This window comes from Pseudomonas sp. P5_B2 (genome assembly GCF_056400445.1).
On record NZ_JBFULH010000450.1, the window covers coordinates 1 to 3,363 of the forward strand.

4 protein-coding genes are annotated in these 3,363 nt (G+C 60.2%); all 4 read right to left on the bottom strand.

What is annotated here, in order from left to right:
* Positions 1-96: 96 nt before the first annotated feature.
* A complete protein-coding gene (locus tag AC1DRJ_RS22165) occupies positions 97-1,029 on the bottom strand; it encodes a D-2-hydroxyacid dehydrogenase (RefSeq protein ID WP_477804024.1) in 933 nt (310 codons plus the stop codon).
* A 120-nt stretch (positions 1,030-1,149) separates the two neighbouring features.
* Entirely contained in the window at positions 1,150-1,443 is a 294-nt protein-coding gene (locus AC1DRJ_RS22170) for a YcgL domain-containing protein (RefSeq protein WP_477804025.1), read from the bottom strand.
* A complete protein-coding gene (gene rnd / locus AC1DRJ_RS22175) occupies positions 1,440-2,573 on the bottom strand; it encodes a ribonuclease D (protein WP_477804026.1) in 1,134 nt (377 codons plus the stop codon). Before rnd ends, AC1DRJ_RS22170 begins: the two co-directional genes overlap by 4 nt.
* Before the next feature lie 123 nt (positions 2,574-2,696).
* Positions 2,697-3,359, bottom strand: a complete 663-nt coding sequence (locus AC1DRJ_RS22180) for a class I SAM-dependent methyltransferase (protein ID WP_477804027.1) — start codon at positions 3,357-3,359, stop codon at positions 2,697-2,699.
* Positions 3,360-3,363 lie beyond the last annotated feature (4 nt).

A 3,363-nucleotide genomic window follows, 5' to 3' on the forward strand; every position in this document is an offset into this window, starting at 1 on the left:
GCTTGCTCGCGAATGCGGTGTATCAGTCAGCATATGCATGGACTGATACTCCGTCTTCGCGAGCAAGCCCGCTCCCACATTAGATTGAGGGTGAAATCAATACCCGCGATCGAAATCCACTTCCCCGCGCAATGCCTCACCAGCCTGATAGGCCCGCAGGTTTTCGACGAACAGGTTCACCATCATTGATGGCGACGTCGGCGCCGAGCTGTGACCGGTCAGCAGCAAGCCCCAGGCGGTCCAGAACGGGTGACGTTGCGGCAGTGGCTCCTGACGACAGACATCAATGACCGCGCCCGCCAGATGCCCTTCTTTCAAGGCTTCCACCAGATCCGCATCGACCACCGCGACGCCGCGACCGACGTTGATGAACAACCCGGTCGGCTTGAACTGCTTGAACAGCGCCGCGTCATACAGGTCGTGGGTATTGGGGGTGTTGGGTAGCAGATTGACCACGTAATCGACTTCCCCGACCAAACGCGGCAAATCTGTCAGCGCACCCACTTCAACAAACGGTGCCTGTTCGCGAGCTTCGCTGGCGATGCCGTACAGTTCGACGCCAAACGGCACCAGGAACTGCGCCACCGTCCGCCCGATGTCACCGGTGCCGACGATCAACACCTTGCGCCCCGCCAGGCTCTGGCCATGGCGGCTGTCCCATTTGCGCTCGACCTGGCTGACCAGCCGCGCCAATACTTCGCGCTCGTGGCCAAGCATGTAAGTCAGCACGTATTCGGCCATGACCTGGCCGAAAATGCCGACCGCGCGGGTCAGGCGATAGTGTCGTGGCAAGCCGTCGGCCAGCAGTGGCGTGATGCCCGCCCAGGTCGATTGCAGCCATTGCGGCTCGTGGCCCTGACGCAACAGGGTGGCCAGCAGATCCGGTTGACCCAGCCAGACAGGGCAATCCGCCGCCAGACGAGCCAGTTCAGCGGAGTCGCCACTGGTGAGCACTTCCAGCTCAGGCGCCGCTTGACGCAACAACTGTGCATATACCGGGTGGTCGTGTTCGGCAATCAGAACGCGCATGTTTCAACCTTTCAAAAACCGTGCAGGCGACCGCGCACGGAGCATCGCTCTCTCGTCACGGTCATCGCCAAAAATCATTCCAGTGTTTCACACAGACTCTGAACTGAGCCTGTCTGCGGGTCACAGCGGATCGTTGCGGCGCAGCAATTCTTCCGGCAAGTGTTCGATGTACTCGTCTTCAGCCGGCGGCATTTGCAGGTGGTAACCCTGTTTTTCAAGGTTCTCCAAGACCACGGTGATGTCCTCGCGCGACAACTTTCGCTCGGGGGTCAGCACCAGATCGAACGCGTGGTGAGGTTTGCCGAAGGCCGCCATCAATGATTCCGGGACACGCTCCAGTGCATCGCTTTTGAGCACATAGAGGTACATCTCGCTTTTCTTCAGGCTTCGGTAGATCGAGCAAATACGTTTCAAGGCTGTTCTCCGGCGGTGGCCAGGCTGTCGAGCAGCGCCTGGCCCATCAATTCGCGGCGCCAGCCACGCAGCGAATCAGGCAATTGGTAAGGACCATTGGGGAAGCCGCTCTTGAGCAGCGCTTCCAGGGTTTTCTTGCGCAGCATCAGTTCCGGCGCGATGTTCAAGCGCTCGGCTTCGGCCTGGCCAATGGCACGCAGCTGTTTGACCAGCACGGCGGCATCCACTGGCAATGGCTCTGGCACGGCGGACGGCCATTGATCGGGCGATACACTGCCAGAGCGTTTGATCAGATCAAGCAGAAACTCGCCATCCTGACGCACGGTACGCGGGTGCATGTCTTCGATTTTCGCCAGAGCGCCGAGATTGTCCGGCTGAGTACGCGCCAGCGGCCACAGGGAATGCTCTCGCACGATACGGTTGCGTGGAAGATCACGCGCACGGGCTTCACGTTCACGCCAGGCGCACAGCTCGCGCAACACGGCGAGTTGGGCACGGGACAGTTTCCAGGCCAGTTTGGCTTCGCGATAGACCTCGTATGGGTCGACCTCGCGGCGTAGGTTGGCCACCAGTTCCGCGCCGTCTTCCAGGACCCAGGCGTACTTGTCGTCAGAAAGCTTCGGGCGCAGCTGTACGAAAACTTCCGCCAGGTGCAAAGCATCTTCAGCGGCGTAGCTGATTTGCGTGTCGGAAAGCGGACGTTGCAGCCAGTCGGAACGGGTTTCGCCCTTGGGCAAGTCGATGCCAAGCACCTCTTGCACCAATCGCGAGTAGCCCATGGAGAAACCCAGGTTCAGGTACGCCGCCGCCAGTTGCGTGTCGAACAGCGGCGCCGGCAGGCTGCCAGTCAGGCGCAACAGGACCTCAAGGTCTTCGCTGCACGCATGGACGACTTTGACCACGGCCGGGTTTTCCAGCAACGCGGCCAGGGGTTGCCAGTTGTCGATGGTCAGCGGGTCTATCAGGTAAGCGCGTACGCCATCGCCGATCTGCAGCAGGCCGGCGATCGGGTAAAAGGTGTCGACCCGCATGAATTCGGTGTCGAGGGCAACGAATGGCAGCTGCTGCCACTCGGCGCAAAACTGACCGAGGCTATCGTTGTCGCGAATCCAGTGAATATCGATGGCCACACGGCTCTCCCTTGAAGAATGGCGCGCAGTATATATCGCCGCCGGCGATTTCCGCGCATCCACTGAACAAGAGCTTTAGCGAAAAGACCTGCCCGACAGCAAGAAATGTCTGACAAGCGGAGACTAACTGGTCTTACTCAGCACATAGACTCGCATCCACGTGCACCCCGGCAGGAAGTTTTGATGGCTCAGAACATTGAAACCGGCCAGCCTGAATTCAGCTTCCACCTCGGCTTTGCTGACCGTCGGCGCAGAGAGAGCGGCCGACGTCTCTGATCGGCGCAGATTGAAATAGCCGTCGACCCGTACCGCCACAATCACGGTATCGCGACTGACCCGGTGGAACTCCCGAAGCATGGCCAATCGATGTTCGGAGCAGGTGATGTACTGAAACAGTTGCATGCAAAAGATGCAGTCCACGGCATTGGCGGACAAGCCAAGAGTGAAGGCTGAGCTCTGGAAGGTCTTGATCCGCTTGAGCAGGCTCTGCGGATGGTGAGTCTGCGCGTGGTTAAGCATATCCTGTGACGGGTCCGTCGCGAGGATCACGCGGTTGGCGTGCTCGGCCAGCACCGGCCAAAAGCGCCCGGCGCCGCACGCCACGTCAAGGATCAGCCCCGGTTCGCCGGCCTCCTTGAGTGCATTGCGCACCAGGTTTTCCTTGCGCCAGAACGTTAGACGCCCCGTCAGGCTACGCGGTTGTGGCTGACGACAAACGCGGGCGTGTTCCTGATCGTAGCGCCGGGCGAACTCAAGCTCGATGGCGGATGTGGGCTGCGCAGACATGTGC

What these genes read in the sequence shown, in the direction of transcription:
- AC1DRJ_RS22165 (WP_477804024.1), bottom strand. Translation starts at nt 1,029, where the DNA reads ATGCGCGTTCTGATTGCCGAACACGACCACCCGGTATATGCACAGTTG.
- AC1DRJ_RS22180 (WP_477804027.1), bottom strand. Translation starts at nt 3,359, where the DNA reads ATGTCTGCGCAGCCCACATCCGCCATCGAGCTTGAGTTCGCCCGGCGC.